This window comes from Novipirellula rosea (genome assembly GCF_039541335.1).
Classification (GTDB): Bacteria; Planctomycetota; Planctomycetia; order Pirellulales; family Pirellulaceae; genus Novipirellula; species Novipirellula rosea.
In genome coordinates, this window is sequence record NZ_BAABGA010000037.1 from 43954 (window position 1) to 65942 (window position 21989).

At 55.3% G+C, this 21989-nt stretch carries 18 protein-coding genes; 4 read left to right on the forward strand and 14 right to left on the reverse strand.

The window, feature by feature from the left end:
- Positions 1 to 80 precede the first annotated feature (80 nt).
- The 3 genes from ABD971_RS15370 to ABD971_RS15380 form a co-directional block, all read right to left on the reverse strand.
- Entirely contained in the window at positions 81 to 2030 is a 1950-nt protein-coding gene (locus ABD971_RS15370) for an ABC transporter ATP-binding protein (protein ID WP_339936840.1), read from the reverse strand.
- Between the two features lie 96 nt (positions 2031 to 2126).
- Positions 2127 to 3008, reverse strand: coding sequence for an ABC transporter permease (locus ABD971_RS15375; RefSeq protein WP_339936842.1), 882 nt, complete (start codon positions 3006 to 3008; stop codon positions 2127 to 2129).
- Positions 3009 to 3012: 4 nt separating this feature from the next.
- Entirely contained in the window at positions 3013 to 3900 is an 888-nt protein-coding gene (locus ABD971_RS15380) for an ABC transporter permease (RefSeq protein WP_339936844.1), read from the reverse strand.
- 330 nt (positions 3901 to 4230) lie between these two features.
- On the opposite strand from ABD971_RS15380, the gene ABD971_RS15385 reads away from it, so the two are divergent.
- The gene (locus ABD971_RS15385) at positions 4231 to 5157 is read left to right on the forward strand and encodes an alpha/beta hydrolase (RefSeq protein WP_345323485.1); all 927 of its coding nucleotides are present in this window, start codon (positions 4231 to 4233) and stop codon (positions 5155 to 5157) included.
- Here the strand turns inward: ABD971_RS15385 and ABD971_RS15390 are convergent.
- The 10 genes from ABD971_RS15390 to ABD971_RS15435 all read right to left on the reverse strand — a co-directional run bounded on the left by ABD971_RS15390 (position 5147) and on the right by ABD971_RS15435 (position 13541).
- Positions 5147 to 6583, reverse strand: a complete 1437-nt coding sequence (locus tag ABD971_RS15390; protein WP_345323486.1) for a sodium/glutamate symporter — start codon at positions 6581 to 6583, stop codon at positions 5147 to 5149. The two genes, ABD971_RS15385 and ABD971_RS15390, sit on opposite strands and share 11 nt — an antisense overlap.
- Before the next feature lie 349 nt (positions 6584 to 6932).
- Positions 6933 to 7667, reverse strand: coding sequence for a FliO/MopB family protein (locus tag ABD971_RS15395; protein WP_345323488.1), 735 nt, complete (start codon positions 7665 to 7667; stop codon positions 6933 to 6935).
- Positions 7660 to 8124: a flagellar motor switch protein FliN gene (gene fliN, locus ABD971_RS15400; RefSeq protein WP_339936852.1), complete on the reverse strand. Its 465-nt coding sequence runs from the start codon at positions 8122 to 8124 to the stop codon at positions 7660 to 7662. The genes ABD971_RS15395 and fliN overlap by 8 nt, the downstream gene beginning before the upstream one ends.
- Before the next feature lie 79 nt (positions 8125 to 8203).
- Positions 8204 to 8764: a dihydrolipoamide acetyltransferase gene (locus ABD971_RS15405; protein ID WP_339936853.1), complete on the reverse strand. Its 561-nt coding sequence runs from the start codon at positions 8762 to 8764 to the stop codon at positions 8204 to 8206.
- The gene (locus tag ABD971_RS15410; protein WP_339936855.1) at positions 8765 to 9541 is read right to left on the reverse strand and encodes an OmpA/MotB family protein; all 777 of its coding nucleotides are present in this window, start codon (positions 9539 to 9541) and stop codon (positions 8765 to 8767) included.
- Positions 9542 to 9598: 57 nt separating this feature from the next.
- Positions 9599 to 10360: a motility protein A gene (locus ABD971_RS15415; protein ID WP_339936856.1), complete on the reverse strand. Its 762-nt coding sequence runs from the start codon at positions 10358 to 10360 to the stop codon at positions 9599 to 9601.
- Between the two features lie 86 nt (positions 10361 to 10446).
- Complete coding sequence (locus ABD971_RS15420; protein WP_339936857.1) at positions 10447 to 10668, reverse strand: flagellar FlbD family protein; 222 nt, start codon at positions 10666 to 10668, stop codon at positions 10447 to 10449.
- Between the two features lie 247 nt (positions 10669 to 10915).
- Entirely contained in the window at positions 10916 to 11593 is a 678-nt protein-coding gene (locus tag ABD971_RS15425; protein WP_345323492.1) for a hypothetical protein, read from the reverse strand.
- A gap of 68 nt (positions 11594 to 11661) precedes the next feature.
- Positions 11662 to 12816 carry a glycine oxidase ThiO gene (gene thiO / locus ABD971_RS15430; protein WP_345323494.1) on the reverse strand — a complete coding sequence of 385 codons (1155 nt, stop codon included), beginning with the start codon at positions 12814 to 12816 and terminating at the stop codon, positions 11662 to 11664.
- Positions 12816 to 13541 (reverse strand): TIGR04282 family arsenosugar biosynthesis glycosyltransferase, encoded by a 726-nt coding sequence (locus ABD971_RS15435; protein WP_339936862.1) that lies wholly within the window; start codon positions 13539 to 13541, stop codon positions 12816 to 12818. The genes thiO and ABD971_RS15435 overlap by 1 nt, the downstream gene beginning before the upstream one ends.
- Before the next feature lie 1145 nt (positions 13542 to 14686).
- Between ABD971_RS15435 and ABD971_RS15440 the strand changes: the two genes are divergently transcribed.
- Together ABD971_RS15440 and ABD971_RS15445 are read left to right on the forward strand one after the other, a co-directional pair.
- The gene (locus ABD971_RS15440; RefSeq protein WP_339936864.1) at positions 14687 to 15160 is read left to right on the forward strand and encodes a hypothetical protein; all 474 of its coding nucleotides are present in this window, start codon (positions 14687 to 14689) and stop codon (positions 15158 to 15160) included.
- A 54-nt stretch (positions 15161 to 15214) separates the two neighbouring features.
- Positions 15215 to 17656, forward strand: a complete 2442-nt coding sequence (locus ABD971_RS15445) for an efflux RND transporter periplasmic adaptor subunit (protein ID WP_345323496.1) — start codon at positions 15215 to 15217, stop codon at positions 17654 to 17656.
- A 74-nt stretch (positions 17657 to 17730) separates the two neighbouring features.
- On the opposite strand, the gene ABD971_RS15450 is transcribed toward ABD971_RS15445, so the two are convergent.
- Positions 17731 to 19623, reverse strand: a complete 1893-nt coding sequence (locus ABD971_RS15450; protein WP_345323498.1) for a TolC family protein — start codon at positions 19621 to 19623, stop codon at positions 17731 to 17733.
- A 635-nt stretch (positions 19624 to 20258) separates the two neighbouring features.
- Here ABD971_RS15450 and ABD971_RS15455 point away from each other — a divergent pair.
- Complete coding sequence (locus ABD971_RS15455; RefSeq protein ID WP_339936869.1) at positions 20259 to 21851, forward strand: serine/threonine protein kinase; 1593 nt, start codon at positions 20259 to 20261, stop codon at positions 21849 to 21851.
- Positions 21852 to 21989 lie beyond the last annotated feature (138 nt).

Here is a 21989-nt window from a genome sequence, read left to right on the forward strand (position 1 = left end):
GCAAGAAACGATCACGACCTTGCGTCACTGTATCTTAGTTCATTTTTGCCGCAGCGGGACTGCCGTTTTACGCACGGAAATCAAGATGACGAGATTGCCGGAAGCGTTTCGTTCATCTGCAGGTAGATCATGTCGCGATAATGACCGACTCGGCTGAGCAATTGCTCGTGGGTTCCCACGTCAGCGATCCGGCCATCTTCGAGCACGACGATCTTGTCGGCTCCCACAATCGTGCTCAAGCGGTGAGCGATCACAAACGCCGTGCGTCCCTTCAGCAGATCGGCCAGACTGTGCTGAATCAGTCGCTCGCTTTCGCTATCCAAATTGCTGGTCGCTTCGTCGAGGATCAAGATCCGAGGATCGGCCAAGATCGCCCGAGCGATGGCCAATCGCTGACGTTGGCCCCCCGAAAGCTTGACGCCTCGTTCGCCGATGATCGAATCGTAGCCCTTGGGTAACGCGTTAATAAACTCGTCCGCCGCAGCAGCCCGTGCCGCTTCGGCGATCTGCGAATCGGTTGCGTTGCGTCTTGCGTAGGCAATGTTCTCGCGGATCGTGCCGTCGAACATAAAGACATCTTGTTCGACGATCCCCAGCAATCGGCGATAGCTTTCGAGCTGGATGTCTTTCAAATCACGACCATCAATCTGAATCGAACCCGAGTCGGGATCATAGAATCGAGCGATCAAGTTAGTCAGCGTTGTCTTGCCCGCTCCGCTGCGTCCAACCAGGGCCACGGTTTCGCCCGCAGCCACCTCGAGCGTGATGTCGCTAAGCACCTGAGTTTCGGACCCAGGGTACGAGAACGAGACGTTGGTGATCGAGATTCTTCCTTCGACACGATTGCGATCAAGCGTGACCGCTTCGGCGCGACTGGGCAGTTCTTCTTCGATCTCCAAGACATCCAGCACCCGGTCAAGTCCCGCAAGATTATTCTGAAAACCGACCGCACTGCCCGCCAAGGTGGCGAGCGGGTCCAACAACATCGTCAAATAAACCAAGAACATCATCAGGTCACCGAGTGTCAACTCGGCCTGGATGATTTGGTAGCCGCCGTACAGCAATAATCCGGTCGATGCCAATGGGATGATGACTTCCCAAACGGTCTCAATAATCCGTGTCCACCACCACGTAAAGAGTTGCTGACGCACTAGAAAGCTTCCTTCGCGAACAAACCGCGAGGATTCACTACGGCTTCGTGCGAACGTTCGCACCACTCGGATGCCACCAAATGTCTCGGTCGCGCCGGCATCGATCTTTTGCCGCTGCATACGGATGTCTTTATAGAGCGGCCGGATTCGGTTGATCCAGGTGCGATGCGTGACCCACACCACGGGCAGCAACAGCAGTCCGCCGAGCATCAATTTCCAATCGACCAGCATCAGGATCACGAGACTGCCGATGAATTGAACGATCGCCCGCCACGGGTTGTACAGGATGCTAAAGATCAATTCGGCGACCCCGCCAGCGTCTTCGCGAATCAGGCTCGCCACGCCGCCGCTCTTCATGTCGTAAACGTTTTGCAGCGGCAATCGGATCGCGTGATCAAACACGCGCCGGCGGATTCCGACTTGGGCCTGATTGACCGATTTGGTTGCGATCCAGCGGCTCGATAAGTGGGCGATCGTCGCCAGGATGGTGACCACCGTCACGATGCCGGCGATCGCCAATAGCAATGAAAACGGCTCGGTCGGCAAACCCAGCCCCGCAGTCCAATCCGGCAGCGGTTTGCGAGGCGTGGAAAGTGCCGAGTCGATGGCCAATTTCGTGCCGACCGGTGGGATCAACCGCAGCACGATGCCAACGGTCAGCAGCGCGATCGCCCCCGCGATTTGCCGATGGTAGCTGCTGATTAAGCGAATGAATTCGCGAAACAGCTCCCAGAAACCTCGCTCGCGTGTTCCGAGTTTTCGGGCACTTCGACCTGAACCATGATAGGAATGGCTCTCGGGGGTCTTGGCACGCGAATTGCGCTGGCGAATTTTTTCGCGGTAACTGGAAAAACGGCTGCGGCTTGGCTCGATAGGCATACCGTATTGGTAGTCAGGATGGGCGAAATTGGCAACGGGCCTGTCTGGGGGCGGGCCTTTCTGGGGGCGGGCCGCCGATTTGGAAGCCCCTCCGGCTTACGAGCTGGCGCTGCGGTAGCTCAAAAGAGCCTTCTTAAACACCCACCGGCTCAGCAGCACGCTCAGCACCGTCGCCCCGACGGCCCACACCACCAGCATCGACTCCCAATCGGTTCGTGGCTGGATCGGTTTGGCCAACAACCGTGCCGGCACATTGACCACCAACAAGACGGGGATCACAAACGTAAAGAATCCGTACAGCGGGGTGCCCCAGCCGCGGTTGTAAATTTCCATCGGATAGCGGCTGAAGTTGGTGATGTAGAACCAGAAATTATAGAGCGTTTGATTGCGGCCCAACCAAATGCTCGTCGCACTCAGCGAGATCATCAAACTGTACATAATCGCCACGCCGCAGCCGATAAACACGACGTACAGCACCGCCGACAATAACGTGGGAACCATCGGATTGACTTCACGCGTTGCCAACGAATAGAGAGCCGCGACCAAGATCACCAAGCCGGCTGCGAAATTCGATAATGCGCTCCAGTCGATTCGCCGGAACGAGATCAGGAATTGAGTATCGATCGGTTTTAACAGCGCAAAATCCAATCCGCCGGTACGAATCAGTTCGCTGAATTCTTCCGCATTGGGCATGAAAAACGCTTGTACCAAGCTATTGACAAACCAAGTGGTCGCGAGAAAGACAAAGAACTTGTCACGGTCCCAGCCTGATCCTTCGCCAATTGTATTGGTGTACTGGAAAATGATCATGTAGAAGCCGACGTTCATCAACGTCCAGCCGACACTGCTGATGCATTGCAAAAAGAAGTTCATGCGGAACGTCATGTCACGCACCAGCGAATTGCGAGCAAACGTCAGGAACACTTTCCAGTAGTTCGGCGCGATTTTAGGGGATTCGTCAGCGATTTTGTCTGCCATTCGCCTAGCCTCCGTATCCGCTGTAACGTTTCATGCCACGTGAATAGGCGAACCGGCACACGACAATAAAAAAGACCAGCCAAGCGAATTGAATTCCCAATTCCATTGGCAACGTCTCGGGCTCCACTTTGCCTAGGAAAATTGCTGCCGGAAAATAGGCCAAATACTTGAAAGGCAAAAACTGGACGAACGGTTCAATGCCGTCGGGCAACAGCGTTAACGGAAACATGTGTCCCGATAAAAAGAAACTAAACAACATGAACACAAACAGCAGCGATGAAACCTCGAGAAACCAAAACCCAATCATGCCGATCGAAGCTTCCATGAAGAAGCCGATCAAGAAACCCATGATCAGCGACGCGGCGAATGCGGCGAACACGGGCAGCGACGGCCAACCCTCGACGAAATAACCGCGGCACAGAAAAAAGACCAACGCAAACGGGGCGATTGCGACAACGTAATAAGTCAACTTGTGCGCGATTCGGGTCAGCAACAGGAAACCGATCAAGTCAATCGGTTGAATCAGATAACGTTTGATCTCGCCGTCGCGAATCTGCTGCGCAATTCCGGACGCCAAATTGGGCATGCTGGAAAAAGCCCGTGCGACCATCGTCAGCAAGTAATAGGCGATAATTTCTTTGAAGCCAAACTTGCCGATCGTGACCTCTTCGCCGCTCTTGCTCGATTCGATCGAATCAAACACGGCATACCACAGGAAAATTTGCGTGATGATCGGCAGAAACCGCATCAGCGTTCCGAGGGCAAAGTCGCCTCGGTAAACCAAACGCTCCTCGAGTGCGGTTCGCAAAATGATCCACCACGTCGCCAATCGCCATCCCAGCCCGCTGTTGTGATGCGGTGGGCTCCATTGTTCTTCGGCGGCAGTGGACATCGGGAATTGGACTTTGGGTGGCAAGAGTCGAGGCAAGCGAGTGTTCGGGGGCGGACCTATCCTACCTAACCAATACCTTTGCCGAACAGACCACCGCCAACGCCGAACCGCCAACGCCGAACCGACGTCATTCCTTTTTTCACTCGGCGGGCGTTTTTAACGCATCAGGGGCGGAGTGGTTCGCAATTCGACGCGATCGTGGATACCATAGTGAGCGTTTGGAAACGATGGGTGATTTGAGTACGGGAAGGAGATCCAAGTGCTCCCTGTCCTCCCCTGCCTTTCCACCTCCCCCTGATCCCCCCTCCTTTTTTGCAAGAAAGATTGATTGTGAAACCCATCCTGTTCTCGCTTCATGCATTGCTGCCCACAGCTCTTGTTTGCCTTGCCTTGGCAAACGCCTCCGTCCTTTCCGCCCAGCAGCCCGCCAATACTACCGAACCGCTTTGGCCTGATGGGATCCCGGGCGTTACGTTGACGGGAGTGGGCGATGTGCCTGAATTGATCATCACCAAAGCCGATTCAGATTCTCCTACTGCCGCGGTCGTGATCCTGCCCGGCGGAGGGTACGGCGGCCACGCGATGGGACACGAGGGGTATGAGTTCGCGGCTTGGTTTCATTCGATGGGAATGTCTTCGGCGATTTGCACCTACCGCTTGCGTGGCAAGGGTAACGATGGCAAGGGATACGGACACCCAGCACCGATGCAGGACGCTCAGCGGGCCATCCAAACGCTGCGGGCTCGCGCCAAAGAATTGAACATCGACCCCAATCGTATTGGCGTGATCGGTTTTTCTGCTGGCGGCCATCTCTGTTCCACCGTCTCGACTCACTTTGCCGATGCGGATCCGTCGTCCGCCGATCCGGTGCAACGCGTTTCCTCGCGGCCTGACTTTAGTATCTTGTGTTACGCGGTGCTGTCGCTTGGTAAGCCGCACACCCACAAGGGAAGTCAGCGTAATTTGCTGGGTGACAATCCCGATCCCGCTTTGCTGGCTTCGCTGGACACACCGACACAGGTCAGCGAGAATACACCGCCGACATTTTTGTTTCACACTGCCAAAGACACCGCAGTGCCCGTGGAAAACAGTCTGCTGTATTACCGAGCTTGTGTCGATCACAAAGTGCCAGTCGAAATGCACTTGTTCAATGACGGAGCCCACGGGCTAGGGTTGGCCAAGAAAGTTGACGGCGCGAACCAGTGGCCAAGTTTGTGTCAGACTTGGCTCACGCGTTTGGGGATGGTCAAACCGTAGCGGTTTGTTGCCAGCGACGTCCCACGACAATCATCGCGATCACGATTCCCACGGCGACCAGCGACGTGATGCCCAGTGGGACTCGCTCGAGCACCAGCAGCGGCAATCCGATCGTCAACATTCCGCCTCCGACAAAGGGGGCGGAAAGCGGTGCCGCGAGTGCATAATTTTCCGCGGCGTCGGTATCCAAGTCGGGATCGACAAGACGTAGCAGAACAAACCCGGTCGCGGTCACGCCGGTCGACATCCCGTAATTGATCAAGCCGAGTTCAAACCAGTGGTCTCGCGGTAGCACCCAGCGTGAAATCACCAGCAAACAGACGCCGGTCCAGATCGCTCCGACAACCGCCAGGATCGAAAAGGGAACGATCATCGTTGCCACCGCGGCAATGTTCAGCGACGCAATCGCGGCGACCACCAACACGTCCATCGCCGCGGACGAGATCCTGCCAATCGAATCGCTATCGATCCGATCTTCACATCCCAACATCCGAGTGCAGCGGCGAACGATCAGCCCGCCGAACAAGGTGTAGATGAACAGCGGGAAATCGAGAATTCGCGAAAGCGACAAGCGAGTGGACAACTGTTGGTTGGCGGCGTCGCGAAGCGTGTCGCTGGCAAACCAGCCATCCGCCGCCGCAGCGGCCATCAGCACCGCTTGCTGCATCGCCATCCCAATGCCAAACGCAGCCATCAACCACAGAGCTTGCAGTAGCAGCGGGTCGAGCGTTTCACCGCGAATGGTTGCGTAGCCGATCGGAACGCGGGGCGGCGGCGAGGCAGCGTCGCTGGTAACCGAATCGAGCCGCGGAGTGTCTTTATCCAAATTGTCCAAGCGGTTTGTCGGAAACCATCCTCGCCGGGCACCAAGATTGATCCATCCAATCCCGCTGACCACTCCGTAAACAAGTCCCACGGTGGCCATCAGAATGCCCAGGTCTCTGCCGCCGGCCAGTGCGATCGATTCGTGTGCGAACACCTCGCCCATCGCCGCAGCGGTACCGTGACCTCCAGCGAAACCGGTTTCGATCAGCATTCCGAACGAATTGGGAAGATCATAAAAAGGTTGGATGAAGATCCATGTGGCAAGCAATCCGCACGCGGTCTGGCCGAGCACGATGATCCAAACCATCAGTGCTTCGCGGCCCACGTTGCTTGCGTTTTCCCGATGTTCTGCAGGCTTGCGTTCTAGCAGCATGCCGGCAAACACGACTGCGATTAGCAGGTTCGGCCAATCGCTTAACGTGGCAGCAATCGCTGTGGTGGTGCTGCCCACGGATGCAGGCGCAAGCTGGATCACGGCCAATCCGAGCATTCCCGCGATCACGGATGCAGGGATATAAAGCCACTGGAAAATTCCAAATCGGATTCGCAGAGCGACTCCGACCAACAGCAGACAGGTGACAAAAAGTAGTGCGGCAATCATGGCCGCGATTGTATCGTTTTTCGAATGAATTGACTTCCGGACGTAGCGAAAGTCGCCAGGACTTTCGGTAATTCATCGAGGCGAGCGTGGCTCACATGCGGTTTTTCGCAACCTCGAGACAACTTCGTGGTCGCCGAGGTGGTCGAGGCCGCCTAGACTGTTATCACTTTCGTGTTTTCGTGATTTTTAGTTGCGCAGGTTTTCTGCCACCTCTCCATCAACTTCGTCGGTGGAGAGGTAACTGCAGTAAATCCCGGAAGAAAAACTTAGCACCAACATCCGACGTCAATTGCAAAGTTTTAGCGGCCCAGGGGCCGTTGCTACCTGAAAACTGTGCTGTGACAAACCGCTAGGCACTGGCGAACAGGCGACCGCGGCTGCGGGGCGTCGGAGGTGTTTCGGGCGGTGTACCCACAAACCCTTTTTCCGCCGGCTCTTTTTCAAACTCGCGAAGCGTGCTGGCGAAATTGCGTTTCGAATCGCCGATGCACGAAGCGGTTAACTGTTGCACCTCGTTCAGATCGGTGATCTCCGACAACGGGTGGATTCCGGTTGCCGTTTGGGCGACCACGATGATGCGATTGCCGCAGCGGATCATCGACACCTTGGTGCGTGAATCGATCGAGGTGCTGCCGAGATTTTGAATGACGTCCTTGGGGATGACGCCGTTGGCGGTACCGCCGGAACTGAAGCGTCGTGTTAGCCAAACAAAGCCTGCGAACAAACCGAGCACGACGGCCAGACTCGATGCGACGGTAAACCCGGGAACCGCAAGTTGGCTTTCTTTTTTGCTTTCGGGTTGCGCACCGGTTTCTTCGTTAGCGACCGATCGTTGCGAAAGTGCGGGGAAGCCGCGGGCGATGACTTTGGGCGAAGGTTCGTTTGCCGATGTCTCGATTGTCGAAGCCGGCTGCGCGGTTTGCGGATCCGACATCGATGCCATTTCCCCCGCAGCGGGTTGGGCAAGTGAGTACTGCTGCGCCGACGCGGGGGTGCTGCAAGTGGTCATTGCCAGCGCGGCCCATGCAATCGTGATGGCGGCATGGCGGGGCCAGGTCGTGAGCGGATGGCAGGTCTTATGCACTGATCAACTCCGTCACACGGACGCAGAAGTTGTCGTTCATGACCAGGACTTCACCGCGGGCAATCAGTTTTCCGTTGACAAAAATATCGACGGGATCGCCTGCGAGTTTGTCCAGTGCGACGACCGATCCGCCACGAAGCTGTAACACCTCTTCGAGCTTCATTTGAGTGCGACCGAGCTCGATGCGAAGATCCAACTCGACTTCGCCTAGCAAATCGATCGATTGCCGCTCGCCCGAGGCGTGGTCGGGTTCGAGATTGCCGAGGTTGAACGGTTCAGGTTTGCCCGAATTGGCGACTCCTTTGCCAGCCGCCTGGTCGAGGTTTCCCGACGCTTCGGCTAACAGCTTTTCGATGTCGTCCATGTCCAGATGTTCGTCGGCACCATTGGACTTTGGCTCGACCACAGGGTCGGTCGCAGTAGGCGATTGGGGGTCTGGCTTGGCAGGGTCTGGCACTGGCTAGGTCCTTCCGTGGACGACATTGTTTCACGACCGGTTTCACACGCCGCGCGTCGCTCTGGCCCGCGTGTGCACTTTACTCCTCGCGTAGCTGGTAGTCGTGAAAACCGACTCCGAGCAAATAATCTTCCGCAAGTAAGTGATTAGATGTCGTCAAAATTCGTCTTTCAAGCAACCCCAATTGATTTTCTTGCAGTTCCGTCAACGCACTGGTGCGGATTTTCATTCGGATCGCGTGCCGCAAACGCCCCTGTTTTTCCCCCAATTCGGCGTCCATGGCGTCCGAGTTCTTTTTGCGGATCAAACCGTACAGATGCAATTCGATCGTGTATTCACGCTCGGTATCGATCGGACTGAACGTTTCCCCAAAAGTGCCGAGGTCGATTTCCTTGACTTCGTTTTCGTCATCCGCCTTCTTTTCGGCTTGGACTTCGCCCTCTTGGACCGATTTGATCAGTTTGGCTTCCGCCAATGCGCTGACTTCTTCGGCACTGGGGATCATCAAAAAGAACATTGCCGATTCGAGCAGTACAATCACCCCGACAAACGCCATCACGAGTCCGCGGCCGACGGCGGCTTTCTTCGGAACGGTCGCTTCGTTGTCGGTGTTTTCAGGAGCTTCTTTTTCGTCAGCCATCTAGTTGTCCTCCCCAATGGAGTCGTTCATTTGTATGGTTCGTGCCTTGCGTTCATCGGCAGTTCCGTGCAGATCCTCGACCGTTTCGTCCAACAGAAAGACTTCGACGCGAGGATTACGAGCGATCGCGACGCTTCCACCGGCGCGGTGCATCGGTTCGCTATCGCCCGCGGATGAAACGCGAAAACGTTCGGCTTCGATCCCCTGTTCGGCGACCAGAGCACTGCGAACGGCAATCGCTCGCCGGAACGCCAATTGGACCGCTTCGTCGGTACCTGCAGTGCGAGCGGCATATTCGGCCGAGGTATGACCGCGGACTTCAATCTTTTGAGGTTTGCCTCGCAACTGAGCCGCCAAGTCCTTGATCGCTGCTTTCGCGCTCGGACGCAGTTCATCCGAACCGATGTCAAAAAAGATCACCGAACCGACCGCCGTGACTTGCCCAGGCCGAACGATCCGCACCAACGGGTCTTCCCCACTGGGGGCCTTCTCGGGAACGCCCCCTTTGGCTGTGTCTTTCTTCTTCGCACGGCCCGTGGTCGACAGCACGCTGAATTTGCTCGATCGCGGACGTGAATCACCTGGGGTCAACGCATCAATTGTTCGTGCGTAGCCAAACTGCTGCTTCATCGAATCGACGAGCGCCTGGTAGGTCTCTTCCTCTTTGATTTCGCTCAGCGATACCAACATGATGAAAAACGTCAGCAATAGACTCATCATGTCACCGAACGTGACAACCCATTCAGGGATGCCCATTTCATCTGGTTCATCGTCCATTGTTTACTTCTTTTGACATGATAGCGAGGGAATGCAATTGCAAAGTTGTTTCGGGGCTTATTCAGCGCCGCGTTGATTCGGCGGCAGGAAGGTACGAAGTTTTTGGTCAATCGCTCGTGGGCTTTCCCCTTGTTGGATCGCCATCACGCCGCGGATTGCGATTTCCATACTGACCATTTCGTTACGGCTTAGCAGGCCTAGTTTTTCCGCAAACGGGCTGAAGAAAACATTGGCCACGATCGCTCCGTAGAGTGTTGTGATCAACGCGACCGCCATCCCCGCACCAATCCCCGATGGATCGCTCATGTCTTGAAGCATCATGATCAATCCCATCAGCGTTCCGATCATTCCGTAAGCCGGAGCGAAACGTCCGAGTTGGTCCATGATGCTTTTGCCTTCGCGGTGACGCACGGCAATCGCATTGACTTCGGTGCGAAGCACTTCTTCGACAATCTCAGGTGTGCTGCCGTCGACCGCCATTTGGATTCCAGTTTTCACCAGCGTGTTCTTGATCTCGCCGACTTTAGATTCGAGTGCCAGCAATCCATCACGTCGTGCGGTTTCTGCAAGTTCAACGATTTGTTTGATCAATTCCAAGCGGTTTTCGCCTTTGTTTAGCAGCACTTTTAGTGCGATCATGGGCGACTTGATCATGCTGCCCATTGGAAAGCAGATCAATGCAGCCGCGACCGCACCTCCGACCACAACCAAAAACGACGGGATGTCGATAAAGGCCGAGAACGGTGCGTTGCCAAGGGCAATCGATGCGATGATCAATCCGATGGCGAGTATCAACCCGATGAGGCTGGCGATATCCATGATGAATTATTTCCGAAACTAGTTCAGCGTATTTGGTTTGTTTAATCCGGGCTGTGGCCGCCGCTTTTCTGATGGCGGGGCCGCCGCTAAGACGTGGCGTGATTCAGGGCGACACGCGGTGTTGGAATAAAATGCTTGCGTTGTTGGTACTCCACCGCTCGCTCGATCACATCGTCCATCGTTTCTTTGACCACAATCCGGTCGCCCGAGGTCAATGTCACGAACGTATCGGGACGCCGTTCGACGTAGCGAATCAGGTCTGCATTGAGCACAAATGGCTCGCCGTCAAGTCGCGTCAACTTGATCATTGATGTGTTCCCCGTTCGGAATGGTCACGCCCAGCTGGACAAAGAGACTCCACGTGAGTCTGTAGAAAGCTAGATCACGTTGTGGCAACAAGACGTCAGTTGCAAAAAAGAAACAGCTCGTTCCGATGAGCTGTGTAGGCAACATGTTGGCCTGATCGGCATAACCGTCGCAGTCGGAACGGTTTGCCCGATCGCCAATGCCATCGACTCCCGCGATTTTGCGGCATAGGGGCGTGCCGCAGAAAAACTACTCGCTGCGGCGAGGTCGATACAGATCCAGCGTTTCGCGACCCGCAAGCCCTGCGAACAAGGTCACAATTTCTTGACGTCCCTGTTTTAGGTCTTCGGCCAAGTTGCCGGTGGACGATTGCCCGATGCGGAAAAAGTAGTCTGCGGGGAGCGAGAAATCCAAAGGAATTTCAGCCGAATCGCCAATCGCCAAGATGACGGCCTCGGAATCTAACGGGTCTGCCTGCCCATACACGCTGGTCAATTCCAGCCGGAAATCGGGAGGGATTGGATCGTCGTCTTCGGAATCCTCTTCGTCGAGTTCGACCGGCACGGTCGAGATTTTCGTGACACGCGAGGGACAGCGAAGACGCCCTTCGAGCAAATCCCCCGCGACGATTCCTTTCAGTGCTTTTTCAACCCAATCCTGGTACGTCATCGGCAAGGTTTGCGGAAGCAACTCGGCGTCTTGCGCGTGCAATGCGGAAACCGCCAGCGGCGACAAACACTCATGCGGCATCACCGGTAGCGGCAATTCGTAGTTCACTCGTTGCGAGTGCCCCACTCCCGCCGCTTCGATTAAAGTCACGTTGTAACCGAGGAATCGGCCGTACAGAGCGGCTTCGACGCCAAGTGGTCCCGCACCAACAATTGCAATGCTGCCAGGCGGATCAAGAGTCGCGGTTTCAGAGGTCATAAAAAAGAATCTCAAGTAAAAAAGGTGTCGGACACCTTTTTGGTGGAATGGGTAGTTTGGCGGTTTGCCTATTTTGACTTAAAGGTGTCGGACACCTTTTTTTGTTGTTTGCCGACACGGAAGGGCTGGAGATCGATCGGAGGCGTTTGTCCGGTGATCATGTCGGCAAGACAGACCGCAGTGGCGGGCGAGAAATGAATGCCGCTGCGGTAATGCCCTGACGCCACATACAAATGAGACGTCTCGGGGACGCGGCCAATCATCGGAAATCCGTCGAACGTTAACGGCCGTAGTCCTGCGCACTTTTGCACCGTTGCCGCCGAGGCTAGTTTGGGGACCAAGTCGATGGCGAACTCGCGAAGCGTCTGGATCATGTCCTCGGTCGTCGTTTTATCCAAGCCGACTTCCTCTTCGCACGATCCGATCAACGTCCGGCCATCGTCACGGCACAGCACGTAACGGTTGCCAACGTTGATCACCGAGCGAAGCAGCGGTCGTTCGGTTTTGACAACGAGAATCTGACCTCGAATCGGGATCAAGCTTTGCGTTAATCGCAAATCAGGCGACACCAACCCGGTCCAGGATCCACCACAGACGATGACATTGTCACTTTCGGTCCAGCCCTCGGCGGTTCGCACAGCCGCCGAGCCGGCATCGTGGCGAAGATCCAGCACTGCGGTTTGCTGTGATACGGTGACGCCCGCAGCAAGGCACGCTTGGTGCAACGCGTCAATGTAAAGCGGCGAATTGATTTGGTATTCGTCGGGCACCCACCATGCTTGAGCGTCGGGATGCTGCGAGAGCCAAGCGGAGAGTGCGGGTTCACGCGATTGCAACGCATCAATCGCAGCACGTTCGCACTGGATCTGCAGCTCGCTCCAATAATCGGACATCCCGAGCATCACCGCTTTCTCACCTGGTGAGTTCGCCAAGTACCAGCCACCACAGCGACGCAGGCCGACGTCGATTCCGGTCGTCTGTTTGAGCTGCTCGGACCACTCGGGAAACAATCGATGACTCAATCCGCGAAGCTGGTCCAGCGGGTCGGTAGCGAGATCGAGATTGGCCGGAGGCAGAATGCCACCCGCAATCGTCGAAGTACTCTCGGCGATTTGCCGCTGTTCGATCACTCGCGTTTGGATGCCTCGCTGCGAAAGTTCCCATGCCAGACTGAGTCCGATCACACCGCCGCCGACGATGGTTGCTGTGGTGGTGGCGGTCATCATGCGGTTCGATTTTGGCTCAGGATTGTGTCGATCCGATCTGCAAAGTCGGCAAGAGATCGGTTTTGTTCGCGGGATTCGTTTAAATGATCGCGTAAGCGGTCGAGGCATTCGATCGTATCAATATCTTCGTTTTGCGGAAGCACCGCCAGCGATAATTGACTCTCGTTGGCTCGCTGTTTTGTGATCGCGAACACATCAGCGGAACTCCATGGCATCTCTTGAAACAGACGCTCAAAACGCTCCGACCACGGGCCTCGCAGCCCGATCAGGTAGTAGCCGCCATCCATCGCCGGACCCAAGACGATATCGTGTGATTCAAGTTGCTGTGCCGCGTTTTTGATGTCCGACTCACTCAGTAAAGGGCAGTCGGCCCCAATCAAAACGACGCGGGACGCCGGTGTTTCGGACGACGCGGTGCCCAGTTGTGAGCGAAAGAACCGCGACATTCGGTCACCCAAATCACCATCGCCTTGGGGGGTGATCTCCCACGTGTCGCGTGCCAGTTCCTCGCGGAGAAGCGCGGTGGCGGAATCCGGAGCAATCGAAAGGACGCGGCGATCCCGCACCTCAGCCAATTGTTTGCACAAACGCAATACAAACTCGCGGTGGATTTCGGCTGCGGCTTGCATTCCGATGGAACGCCCCAACCGAGTCTTTACGGTCCCTGCGGTCCAGTATTTCGCCATGATCCCCAAAGTCAGTTTGGATGCGGGGTGCGGCATATCGAAGTTCGTGGACGGAAAGGGGACGCGGACGTGTGCGATGTCGCCGGACAGGATAGACGAAAGGGAGTGCCGCGTTAAACCAGAGGCAGTCCACACGGAACTTTTGAATTTGAAGTAGCGCTATTGTCGTCGTTTGCGGCACTCATTGCCCGGAGCGTCAGCGCGAAACCAAAGTCTGCCATGCTGTTTTTTTAAACCTTGGTCGGGCGCAACCAAATGCAGGATTGGATGCGGATCAACCGCTGTCATTGGATGGGGGGTGGCTGTTGGGATGGTCGGTGTCGATGGTGGTCGGTGTTGCTTAACCGTTTCAGATTTCAGTACCGGGAACTTCCTGTTATGGCAATTTGTTGCCCTTAAGCCGGGGGTTTGTAGCGGTTGTGGCAAGTTTAGCGATCTTGTTGGATTTTCCGATTATTAAGTTGACTGGGCCCCCCGGATGGTCGAAACTCACAGGTTCTTAATGAGTTTACTAGGTGAATTTACATCAGGTGCTCTGGAATCCCCTCTAGTTACGAGAGAAGAGACAATGAAAAAGTTCAAACTGGAACGTCTTGAAGAACGCATCGCGCCCAGCAAGATGTCGTACGGCGGAGGCTCGGGGAGCAAAAGCGGCTCAGGAAGTAAGAGCCGATCGGGGAGTAAGAGCCGCTCGGGATCGAAGAGCAAGTCCAAGAGCAAGAGCAAGTCAAAGTCAAAGAGTAAGAGCAAGTCGAAGAGCAAGTCCAAGTCCAAATCGAAGAGCAAGTCCAAGTCCAAATCGAAGTCCAAGTCGAAGTCCAAGTCGAAGTCGAAGTCCAAGTCGAAGAGTAAGAGCAAGTCGAAGTCAAAGTCGAAGAGCAAGTCTAAGAGTAAGAGCAAATCGAAGTCGAAGAGCAAGAGCAGGTAGAAGTCGAGACATGGTTCTCCAGATAAGCATTCGTAATTTAAGCACTCGCGTTTGCTTGTCTCTGAGCCTTGCTAACTAAAGCCTTGCTAACTGCAGGTTCGTCGCCTGGACGCAACGAACCTGGGATATTGAAAAAGGGGGGGGGCGGAGTCGCGACGCATTTGCTTCGTCCTCCCTGTTTGTGTTCAATCGTGAATGATTTTGCGTGCGAATCTTATTGCGATAAACTTACTTCTTGAGCTGTGAGCAGACGATGGGCCACAAGAAAGACAAGAAAGCTAAAAAATCCAAGCGGCGAAAATCCGACGAGTGTTCGCGCTGCACCCGCGAAGGCGAAGCGTTTTACTGCTTCAAGAAAAACTACGTGTTTGACGTCGACATGGCGAGGGCTTTTGTGGGTGACGGTCGCGAGTCGATCGAACTTGAACCCGAAGACGTCAACTATTCAGTCGACCGTGTGGAAATCAACGAAGGACATCTGGCTCACGTCGATCCGAGTATCCCCGGTATTGTCGCTCATTTGTATTATCCGGACGACGATGGGACGCTTGTGCATGCGCACCGCCTGATTGACGGGCATCATCGCGCCAGCCGCTGTCGCCAAGACAAAAAGCCGTTTTATGTTTACGTGTTGAGCGAAGAGGAGAGTATCGCGGCCTTGATCCGGTCGCCCAAAGGATCCACCCCAGAGCATCTGATGGCTGCAAAAGTTCCCGTTCTGGAATAATGATTTGCTTGGCCCGAATGCCACCTTGGATAAGCTCGGCGTCAGCCCCGTCCCATGTCTACCGAAACTCCCGTCGCTACCGAGATCCCGCCTTCTCTGAGTGACGATATACGCATGTCGACGCCGGATCAGGACGGGATCCGGGTGATCAAAAACCGACGCAAGAACCGTTACATGCGATTGGGGCCGCAGGAATCATTTCTGTTGTCGATGCTCGACGGCAAGACAACGTATGGCGAAGCCGCGTCGCGGTTCGAGACCAATTTTCACGAGCCGATATCGCTCGATGAATTTGGTGACTTCATCGCATTGGCTAAAAGCGAAGGGTTGCTTCGCAGCACTTCGTCTCGGCAATCCACGTCCGAGCGAGATACTCCGAGGACGCTCCGAGAACTGTATCGCCATTGTGTGAAGGCCGCCAAAAAACAGAGTCTGCTCTTTTTTCGAGTCAAACTTTATGATCCCAACGAAACGCTGAATTGGTTAGAGCCGAAGACGCGATTGTTGTTCAGCCCCACGTTGTTTGTCATCGCGGTGTGTTGCGGGATGATTGCGTTGGGCACCGTGTGGCTGCAACGAGATCTGTTTGTCCAGCAATTTGCAGCCAATTTTGGTTGGCAAGCCATTGTGGTGGCTTGGGGCACCACGATTCTGATCACGATCTGTCATGAATTTGGTCATGGATTGGCCTGCAAACGCTACGGCGGCGATGTTCACGAGATGGGGGCGTTGTCGATCTTTTTTACTCCCTGTTTTTACTGCAATGTCTCGGACGCGTGGTTGTTACCGAGTCGTTGGCAACGATTGCTGATCAGTATGGCGGGGACGTACGTCGACTTTTTGGTGTGGATTGTCGCGGTGGCGGTTTGGCGAGTGACGACGCCGGAGGCGGCATTGAACTTTGCGGCGTGGGTGATCGTGTCGACATGCGGATTGCGAGTTGCATTTAATTTAAATCCTTTGATGCGGTTGGACGGTTATTATGCACTGTGTGATTTGCTGCATACCCATAACTTGCGTCGTCGGGCTCGAAAGCGTTTTGTCGGATATTCACGGTGGTTTTTATGGGGCGGCGAGAAACCCGATCCAAGTACCGAACATAGGATGTTAATGTTGTATGGGGCGGGGAATTGGGTTTTCACCGTCGGTTTGTTGAGTGTGATGAGCTTCCATGCCTCGGTGTACTTGCAATCGATGATGGGCATTGGTGGGATCGTTGCCGCGTTAGGCTTTTTTTCGTTGACGACGAAAAGCTATTTCAAAGGAACACTCGGAGAGAATTTCAGTACGATGTTTCGTTCACGTAAACTCCGCGTTTTCTCGGGACTGGCGGTCTTCGCTGGCATCTTGGCCATTCCTATTCACGATCGTGCGGGCGGCGAATTCCATGTTCGTCCGGTGGTTCGCCGCGAGGTGCGGGCGCCGATCGCCGGTTTCTTACGTGAAATTAACGCGGACGAAGGCGATACCGTAGCGGCCGATTCGTTGTTGGCGATGATCGAGGTGCCAGAATTGATCAGCAACATTGCACGCAAGAAAGCGGAGATCGCCGAATCCGAAGCGCTGCTGCGACGGTTGAACTGTGGCCCTCGGGTCGAGCAGATCCGCGATCAAAAAGAACGGATCGAGCGGGCGAGACATTGGAAAGAGTTGGCTGAAAGTGATCTCAAGCGGGCGCGGCAGAGTTTGGTTCAAGAGTTGGCGGCGCTGGAGTTGACGGTCCAGCGGGCCAACGCGCAGGTCGAATATCGCAGCCAGATCCTCGCTCAGATGCAATCGCTGCATGATCGAGGTGGATTGGCCGGACAACAATTGCTGACGCATCAAAAGAACCATCAAGATGCCGTGCTCGATGCGAACCAGGCGGTTGCCGAAATGCGAGCTCGCGAGGCGGAGGGAGTGATTCGTTTCGAAGGCGAATTGGCACGACGTGAAAAAGAACTAGCGGATGCGGTCGGAGCACTGACGCTGCTCGAAGCTGGTTCGCGGCTTGAAGACATCGATGCGGAAAAAGCGCATCTGCAGCGACTCAGTGAAGAACTCAAGCATCTATTGCATCAGCAATCGCAACAGCTTGTGAAATGTCCCGTCGGCGGCACGATCATCACGCCGCGTTTGAAGGAACAGGTGGGCGTGTTTGTCGAACGCGGCATGCCACTTTGTGTGATCGAGGATCTGCATCAGCTTGAAGCGGAGATTTCGGTTTCCGAAAAGGACGCTCGCGTCTTGGTCGCAGGGCATCCGATTACGCTAAAACCCCGTTCGCTTCCGTTTACCAGCATCCCAGCGACCGTCGATCGCATCGCCCCGGCGGCTCAATCTCTTGTTCCCAATGCACCGCGTACGGTGACCGTGTATTGTGTGGTGGATAACCGCGACGGAGCGTTGCGAACGGGGATGACCGGCTTTGGACGGATTCGGTCCGAAAGGCAACCACTAGGAATGTTGCTCTTTCATGCCGGAGCACGTTTGATCCGAAGCGAATTTATGTGGTGAGTGCGATGCGGCGAGTCGTTGCTTCGTTTGGCAGCTAGGATTCATTCGCTGTCCCAGCCTCCCTTCGCCATGGTCTAACGCGGGGTGGCGGTTTCCAGGAAGTTTGCAAATTCATCGTCGGTCCACAGATCGTGATGAAGCGGATTCATGAGCACGGGCTCGACGTTTTTAGGTAGCGAGATCGATTGGCGGCAAGGGTCGCCCAGGTATTGAATCGCGAAAAAGTCGAGCAGCGTTCCTTTGATCTCTTCAAATCGCACGAGCTCGAAGTTGTATCTCGTGAGCGTTTCGGCGACCGCAATCGCGGCGTCCGTACGCGAGCGAATCGCGCGATAGTAGTCATCTAGATACGGCAGCATCCAATTGTTGTCGCTCGAATCGGGGGCGGGGTTTTGGTAACGCAGCTTCGCGCCGCGAAGCCACTCGTTGGCGGCTTCGAGTTGCAGTTTTGCCTGCTCGTATTCTTGGTACGCGTATTCGATTCGCTGTGCCGATTCGCTGATTTCATGCGAGACCGAAAAAATTTGCTGCTGCAACAAGCCGCTGTCACGCACTAATTTCACTCGAGCTTCTTGCGATAACGCCTTGGCTTGCCGCAATCCCACCGGCATCGACATCGTGACGCCGAGTTGCAAGTCGGTAAAATCGGCGGTTGCCATTTGTTCAATCGCGTTGCCTAGGTTTTCACCCAAACCGTTCATGCGGTACAAGGCTGTAAAGTCGAGGTTGGGATTGCGTTGATTGTTGCGGACGAGAAGTTCGAGTCGACGCAGACCGACTTCGAGTCGACGGCGGACCACGTCCGGGCGATTGTCAATCGCTTGGAAATAGGCCCCTTGAGGATCGACTTGGATTTTTTGATCGGTGGGCTCGGTGATGGCAACCAAGGTGCCACCGGCTCCGGGTGATAGTTTCAATAGGTTGCGTAATCGCAATTCTCTGGACACTCGCTCGGACTGTAAACGGATGTACTCTTGTTGATACTCATGAAGCTGGGCACGCGCTTTGGCAACATCGGCCTGGATGACCAATTTCGCTGCCAGCGATTCTCGTTGAATTCGCACGATCTCTTCGAGGACCGGGATGACTTTGCGATACTCTTCTACGGCGACTTGAGCTTGATAGAGATCCCAGAACGCTTCGCTGACGCTGCGTACCGAGGACATCAGCGAACCTTTGAAATCCCAGGCGGATTGTTCCACCTCGAGCCGTGCCACTTGGATCGGCGCCATGTTGACCTGCGTTCCGGCACCGCGAAGCAGTGGTTGGCGAAGCGACAACGCCAACTCGCTTGCGTACGTCGGATTGAAACCCGATGTGGTCGAACCGGGCAAAAATAGATAGCCCGGGCTGGGGTTGTAAGCTGCCGAGACCGTTCCGCCATTGCGGAGCGGCTTCGCCAACGACGCCGTCAGCGCCCCCTCGTCACGTTTGAGCGGCTCGGTTAATCCTGGGCCGAAAAAGGCATTCGGAGGATTGTTGAATTGGTTGCTGTAAAATTGCGATTCAAATTGGGTGTCAAACGCCGCCAATGCCGCTTGCAGTCGTGCTTCGGACGCCTCGACGTCATAAAACGTGGTCCCCGATGTCGTGATCTCTCCCCCATCGGCGACGCGGGCGATTCGCGATTGATTCAGGCTTGTTTGGATTGCTTCGTGCAGCGACAGTTCACGATCGGCGGTGCCAGCGGAGTTACTTTCTGGCATCCGCAGACCCGTTGGGAGCGGAATCTGCTCTGACAGCGTGGCGGTTTCGACGTTTTGGGTCGCTCCGTTGGCCGAGGCCAGCTGGATGGGCGGCTCCGGTAAGGGCGTCGACTGAACCGTTTGACGATCCAGCATCTGGTTCGAACGCAGTGCATATTGCATGCTGGCTCGGTCGCGACGCTTGGCCCAGCGATCCGGCCAATGGCAGCCCGAAACGATGATGACGAGCATCAGCAGGAAAGATGTTTGGGGGCGGAGCATGGCGTGTCGCTGCAAAAGAATCGCGGACTAAACAATCCGAGGTATCTTCTTGTTTCGAGCGGAAACCGCTGCCAGTGGTAGAGAATGAGCCGTTTTTTGCTCGATTCATTCGATTCCCAGCGGGATATCCTTGCCCCCTTGCCTAAGTTCACTCGGGTTGGCCGGTGGTCGCCCTGGCGGGTGTGTATCAGCGAGCGGGAGGTGAGCTTCGTAGATTCCCCCATTCCCCAAGCACAAGGACTTCATGCATCGCATTCGCCAAGCACACTGGGCACGCAGTAAAATCGAGGGCTCGGCGGATTGCCGCACCGCTAAACACGGCGTTTTGGCGTTAATGCCGATAGCATTAACCCATTGCCCGCTGGCGTGATCTTGCCCCAATTCATGCTCGCACGACGGTCTTTCGCTGGGGGGCGTGCTTCGCAAGCGGGCTCACTGAGGCGGCTGAACGGGAATTGGGGAGCTGAAACCGTTGCCAACACAAAGTGTACAGACTTGGAGCGGCTCGATTTCGTCGCGTGAAAAATTCGCGTAATGTAGAATTTCAGCTAGGATAAGGTTATTCACGTGATCCAGAAATTGTTATGCTTCTTCGCGCGTGCAACTGACAACCTTCAAGGAAACATCGGGACGGCATGTCCAAGATTTCCACGGAAAAGTTTCTCGAGATGGTCGAGAAAAGTGGTCTAGTCGAGCAAGCGACCCTGAAACGCTTGCTAGAGAAGGTGCGCGCTAAGTGCGAAGGCCAGCTTCCCTCGGACGCCAACAAGCTGGCGGCCCTTTTCCGGCGACAAGGATTATTGACCCAGTGGCATCTCGATAAGCTGCTGGTAGGGAAATACAAGGGATTCTTCCTCGGCAAATACAAACTGCTCGGGCATATCGGTTCGGGTGGGATGAGCAGCGTTTATCTTGCCGAACACATGCGGTTGGGCGACAAGCGTGCCATTAAGGTGTTGCCGAAAAAACGCGTGAATGACGCCACCTACTTGGCGAGATTTCAGCTCGAAGCTAAAGCGATCGCGTCGCTGAATCACCCCAATATCGTATTGGCGTATGACATCGATAACGAAGGCGATGTGCATTACATCGTGATGGAATACGTTGACGGCATCGATTTGTTGATGTTGGTCAAACGCGATGGTCCGCTCGATTTTTCCACTGCGGCTGATTTGATTGCTCAAGCCGCTCGCGGACTCGATCACGCTCACGACAAAGGGGTCGTGCACCGCGACGTTAAACCCGCCAATCTGTTGTTGGATCTAAACGGCAGTGTTCGCTTGTTGGACATGGGCTTGGCATTGGTCGCTTCGGGCGACGATGAATCGTTGACGGTGGCGAACAATGAAAACGTTCTAGGGACTGCCGATTACTTGGCACCCGAACAGGCGCTGAACAGCCATACCGTGGACCATCGCGCGGACATCTACGGGCTTGGGTGTACGTTCTATTATCTGTTGACCGGACAGCCGCCGTTTAACGATGGCACGTTGGCACAGCGAATTGCCAAACATCAAACGGAGATGCCCAAGTCGATTCGCCAATTGCGGCCTGATTGCCCAGGCGAATTGGAAGGGATCTGCGTCAAGATGATTCAGAAGGATCCCAAATATCGCTACCAGCACGCGGGAGAAGTCGCGGACGTGCTTGAGCGATTTGTCGCTCGTGTCCCCAAGGGGGCCAAAGTAACTTCGGGCTTAGGCGATGCGCCGATGCCGGATGAAGAGTTAGGTTCGTCGATCGGGTTCGATGATTCGCAGATTTCGAAAAATCAAAACGACACGATCTCGAATAAGTCCGGCGATACCATTTCCAGCAGCCGAGCTTCGTTGCTACTGAACGAAGGAATCAGCAGTAGTGATAGTGGCCGGTTGGTCAACGTGCGTCCGCGTCCCGATCTGGTGGACGGAAGTTTTATCGATCTGCAAGCCGAGTCGGGTTATCGGCCGAGCAGCGGAATCTCGTATCAACAGTCCGAGGAAGGCTTGGGGTCGGGGCGTTTCCCCCGCGCATCATCGGGCCGATCGAGTGTGCATGTCGGTGGCGATTCGGATATCTACAACAGTTCGGCAAGTCAAATCGGAAGTGGCAGCGGACGCGGCGGCAATGCGTCGCGGCGGCGTAATGAGAAGTCGGTCGACCCGCTGTTGTTGGGGGCGTTGGCGTTTGCATTGTTTGTCGTGGCGATTGCAATCGGGTTTTATTTGGCCCGTATGACCTCGGGGTAAGCCAAATCAGCGGCCCCTCTCTGGTTTCAGGGCGATCCCTCGCCGTCTGGCGATCGTTGCGGTAAACCGATATGGTTGACGACGCTTTGCCGTGCGGCGTGTCTCACGGAAATTCCCTTTGGATACTGCAGTAGAGTT

Excerpts from the sequence above, each read along its gene's own strand:
- ABD971_RS15370 (WP_339936840.1), bottom strand. The coding sequence starts at position 2,030 with ATGCCTATCGAGCCAAGCCGCAGCCGTTTTTCCAGTTACCGCGAAAAA.
- ABD971_RS15455 (WP_339936869.1), top strand. The coding sequence starts at position 20,259 with ATGTCCAAGATTTCCACGGAAAAGTTTCTCGAGATGGTCGAGAAAAGT.
- ABD971_RS15435 (WP_339936862.1), bottom strand. The coding sequence starts at position 13,541 with ATGCCGCACCCCGCATCCAAACTGACTTTGGGGATCATGGCGAAATAC.
- ABD971_RS15380 (WP_339936844.1), bottom strand. The coding sequence starts at position 3,900 with ATGTCCACTGCCGCCGAAGAACAATGGAGCCCACCGCATCACAACAGC.
- ABD971_RS15450 (WP_345323498.1), bottom strand. The coding sequence starts at position 19,623 with ATGCTCCGCCCCCAAACATCTTTCCTGCTGATGCTCGTCATCATCGTT.
- ABD971_RS15405 (WP_339936853.1), bottom strand. The coding sequence starts at position 8,764 with ATGGCTGACGAAAAAGAAGCTCCTGAAAACACCGACAACGAAGCGACC.
- ABD971_RS15375 (WP_339936842.1), bottom strand. The coding sequence starts at position 3,008 with ATGGCAGACAAAATCGCTGACGAATCCCCTAAAATCGCGCCGAACTAC.
- ABD971_RS15425 (WP_345323492.1), bottom strand. The coding sequence starts at position 11,593 with ATGACCTCTGAAACCGCGACTCTTGATCCGCCTGGCAGCATTGCAATT.
- ABD971_RS15445 (WP_345323496.1), top strand. The coding sequence starts at position 15,215 with ATGTCTACCGAAACTCCCGTCGCTACCGAGATCCCGCCTTCTCTGAGT.
- ABD971_RS15420 (WP_339936857.1), bottom strand. The coding sequence starts at position 10,668 with ATGATCAAGTTGACGCGACTTGACGGCGAGCCATTTGTGCTCAATGCA.
- ABD971_RS15390 (WP_345323486.1), bottom strand. The coding sequence starts at position 6,583 with ATGATTGCCGCACTACTTTTTGTCACCTGTCTGCTGTTGGTCGGAGTC.
- ABD971_RS15415 (WP_339936856.1), bottom strand. The coding sequence starts at position 10,360 with ATGGATATCGCCAGCCTCATCGGGTTGATACTCGCCATCGGATTGATC.
- ABD971_RS15440 (WP_339936864.1), top strand. The coding sequence starts at position 14,687 with ATGGGCCACAAGAAAGACAAGAAAGCTAAAAAATCCAAGCGGCGAAAA.
- ABD971_RS15410 (WP_339936855.1), bottom strand. The coding sequence starts at position 9,541 with ATGGACGATGAACCAGATGAAATGGGCATCCCTGAATGGGTTGTCACG.
- thiO (WP_345323494.1), bottom strand. The coding sequence starts at position 12,816 with ATGACCGCCACCACCACAGCAACCATCGTCGGCGGCGGTGTGATCGGA.